Genomic DNA, 3294 nt, shown 5'->3' with positions numbered 1-3294 from the left:
CAAGCAGCGGCTGAAGCCCGACGGCATCTGGTACACCGCCACCACCGGCATCTGGCAAACGGTCTGGCTGGAGCCGGTTGCGCCGGTGCACATCGAACGCATGGACATGACGGCGGACCTCGATCACACAAGGCTCGCGGTGGTGCCGCACGTGGAAGGCGGCGCGGACACGAAGGTACGCGTGACAGTGAGCTCGAAAGGCACGAAGGTCGGCGAGGCCACCGGTGCCGCCAACGGCAGCATCAACGTGCCGGTGCCGCGTGCCCATCCCTGGACGCCGGATGATCCTTTTCTCTACGACGTGAAGGCCGAGGTGCTCGACGGCGGCAAGACCGTGGACACCGTGGGCTCATACATCGGCATGCGTACGATGAAGCTTGCGAAGGTGGGCAAATTCCTCCGTCCGGTGCTCAACGGCAAGTTCGTGTTCCAGATGGGCGCGCTCGACCAGGGCTTCTGGCCCGACGGCATCTATACCGCGCCCACCGGCGAAGCCCTGCGCTCGGACATCGACAAGGCCAAGGCCATGGGCCTGAACCTGCTGCGCAAGCACATCAAGATCGAGCCGCAGCGCTGGTACTACTGGGCCGACCACCTGGGCATCCTGGTGTGGCAAGACATGCCCGCCACGCGTGACCACCACGTGCCCGATAGCGCGGGCAAGCAACAATTCGAACACGAACTCCACATCATCATCGACCAGTTGCGCAACACCACCTCGATCGTCACCTGGGTACCGATGAACGAAGGATGGGGCGAATACGACCCTGCCCGCCTGGCCGACGAGGTGAAGAAGCAGGATCCCACCCGCCTGGTAAGCAACAACTCGGGTTCCAACTGCTGCGGCTTCGATGGTGGCAACGGCGACTTCAAGGATGACCACATCTATGTGGGCCCGGGCGAGACCGTACCCACCGCCACGCGTGCCGCTTCACTGGGGGAATTCGGTGGCCTGGGCCTGGTGGTAAAGGGGCACCTGTGGCCGGCGAAGAAAAAATTCGACTACGAGCAGCAAGCCGATGCGCAAGCCATGGCCACGCGCTACGAGGGCCTGCTGGCGGAGGTCGCCAAACGCGTGCCCTTCGGCTTGTCCGCCGCGATCTACACCCAGGTCACCGACGTGGAAACCGAACTCAACGGCTTCCTTACCTACGACCGTGAAGTGATGAAGATGCCCGTCGAGCGCGTGAGGAAAGCCAACCAGACGGCCATCGATGCCGCCAAAGAGCAAGATCGGTGATGCCTAACGGGTAACCGCCGTCGCGTCGACCTCAAGCAGGAGGTCGTCGCGAACCAGCCGCTTCACCTCCACCAGGGTACTGGCCGGCGGATGCGCCGTGTCGACGTACTTGTCGCGGACGGCGCGAAGCGCTGGCACCTTGGTGGCGTCGGTGACATAGAAGGTGAGTTTCACCACGTTCGCGAACGAGGCGTGCGCTGCCTTCAGGGCGGTATCGATGTTGGCGAACACCTGTTCGGCTTGCGCCGCGAAGTCGTCCTTGCCGACCAGCTTGCCGTCCTTGTCCAGTGCCACCTGCCCCGAAAGGTAAATGGTATGGCCCGGGGGCACTACCACGACGTGCGTGTAACCCATCGGCCGGGAAAGGCCGGGAGGATTGATGAACTGTGCATCCTGCGCGGCGGCGCCAAGCGGCAGGAAAAGAAGAGTGGCAACCAGGATCTTCAGATGCATGCGTTCTACTCCGTTGCAGGTGTGCCTGTGTTGAACAGCTTGAACTCGCGAATTTCGGCGGTGCCGACGCTGGACTGGATATTCAGGCGGATTCTCGCTGCCGTGACGGCTGGAAACCTGTCGAGCTTGAGATGGCCAATGGCCTGCCCTTCGGCGATGGTCACCCAGGTGTTCCCGCGCATCACTTCGATCGCATAACGGCGGACATGCTGGCCCGCGTCAAGACGCTCCATGGCGATGGCGCTGTCGAAGGTGACGGGCTTGGGGAAATTGACGTTGAGTTCCGCGTGCGAGCTGCCTTCAGGTGCCGACCAGAAGGTCGCAGGGTCATTATCCAGCGCACGCCTGGCTTCGGCATTGTCCGCATTTTCGCCCGCGATCAGGTTCGCCGAATTGCCATACCGGTGTTCCAGCGTCGCGCCGAGTTCTGCCAGCCGCGTAACGTCCGCCTCGGGCAATAGCCCGTGCGTATTGGGTGCGATGCCAAGCATCAACTGTCCACCCCGCCCCACGCTCATTTCCCACGTGCTCACGAGCTCGTCCACGGTTTTAAGGCTGGCGGCGAAATCGGGCTTTGAGCTGAAAAACCAATGATCCTTGTGCAGTGGCGTATCCACTTCCACCGGCCGCCAGCGGAGCTCGCCGTGGCGGTCGATCACATTCCAGGTCTCACCTTCCGTGGCACCGTGTTCGTTCCCGGCCCAGCGAATATCGCCGTAACTGAAAAGCGCGACATCGGCGAACACCATGGTGTTGGGCTGGTAGGTGCGCAATTCCTCGATGTAATGGTCGAAATCGTAGACGTGTCCGGCGCTACCGGCGCCATCGAGCCACCATTCCACCAGCGGGCCATAGCCCGTGGCCAGCTCGTCCAGTTGCGCGGCGTAGTACTTATCGTAGGCCGCTTTGTCTGCGTATTTCGGTTCATGGCGGTCCCACGGTGACAGGTACACGCCGAAACTTAAGCCTGCCTTGCGCGCCGCTTCCGATGTCAGCTTCACCAGGTCGCCCTTGCCGTGCAGCCACGGGCTGGACTTCACCGAGTAATCGCTTTGTTCGGTGGGCCACAAGCTGAAACCATCGTGGTGCTTGGCAACCAGCACCATGTAGCGCGCGCCCGCGGCTCGCACCGCCCGGGCCCACTGGCCCGGGTCAACATGGTCGGGATTAAACACCGACGCCGGCGCCGTGCCATCACCCCATTCCCGATCCAGAAAAGTATTGGTGCCGAAGTGAACGATCACGCCGAACTGCAGGTCCTGCCAGGCCACCTGCTGCGGCGAAGGCAAGGTGGTGGCGAAGTTCTGGCCGTCCGCCACGGCTATCGCGGGCAATGCCAGCATCAGCAACAAGGACAACGCGCGCGTTCGGATGGCTGGCAGGGGCATGCGGGGATTCCGTTTTTCGGCCTGGAGGGAATTAAGTTTGTAGTACATTTTGCCGATGGTATCGAGACGTCATTTCATCAAGGCTGCCTCCGTGGCCGCCCTGACCCTTCGCGGCGCCCCGCTCGCCACGGCCTTCGCAAGCGGGGTCAGAGTAAATACTCTGACCCCTAACACCAGCACCGCAGGTACGCTTCGTTGCATCAACGTGGTGAA

The 3294-nt window shown here is 62.3% G+C and carries 3 protein-coding genes; 1 reads left to right on the top strand and 2 read right to left on the bottom strand.

What is annotated here, in order from left to right; translation table 11 throughout:
• Window positions 1–1240, top strand: a 1240-nt coding sequence (locus VK519_RS00860) for a glycoside hydrolase family 2 protein (protein WP_324346750.1), incomplete at its 5' end; no start/stop codon positions are given.
• A 3-nt stretch (window positions 1241–1243) separates the two neighbouring features.
• Here the strand turns inward: VK519_RS00860 and VK519_RS00855 are convergent.
• Together VK519_RS00855 and VK519_RS00850 are read right to left on the bottom strand one after the other, a co-directional pair.
• Window positions 1244–1693, bottom strand: a complete 450-nt coding sequence (locus VK519_RS00855; RefSeq protein ID WP_324346749.1) for a RidA family protein — start codon at window positions 1691–1693, stop codon at window positions 1244–1246.
• 5 nt (window positions 1694–1698) lie between these two features.
• Window positions 1699–3081 carry an alpha-L-fucosidase gene (locus VK519_RS00850; protein WP_324346748.1) on the bottom strand — a complete coding sequence of 461 codons (1383 nt, stop codon included), beginning with the start codon at window positions 3079–3081 and terminating at the stop codon, window positions 1699–1701.
• Between the last annotated feature and the right edge of the window lie 213 nt (window positions 3082–3294).

Source organism: Pinirhizobacter sp. (assembly GCF_035317885.1).
GTDB lineage: Bacteria > Pseudomonadota > Gammaproteobacteria > Xanthomonadales > Rhodanobacteraceae > Pinirhizobacter.
The sequence above is the reverse complement of the archived record's forward strand: the minus strand, read 5'-3'. Positions and strand labels throughout refer to the sequence as shown.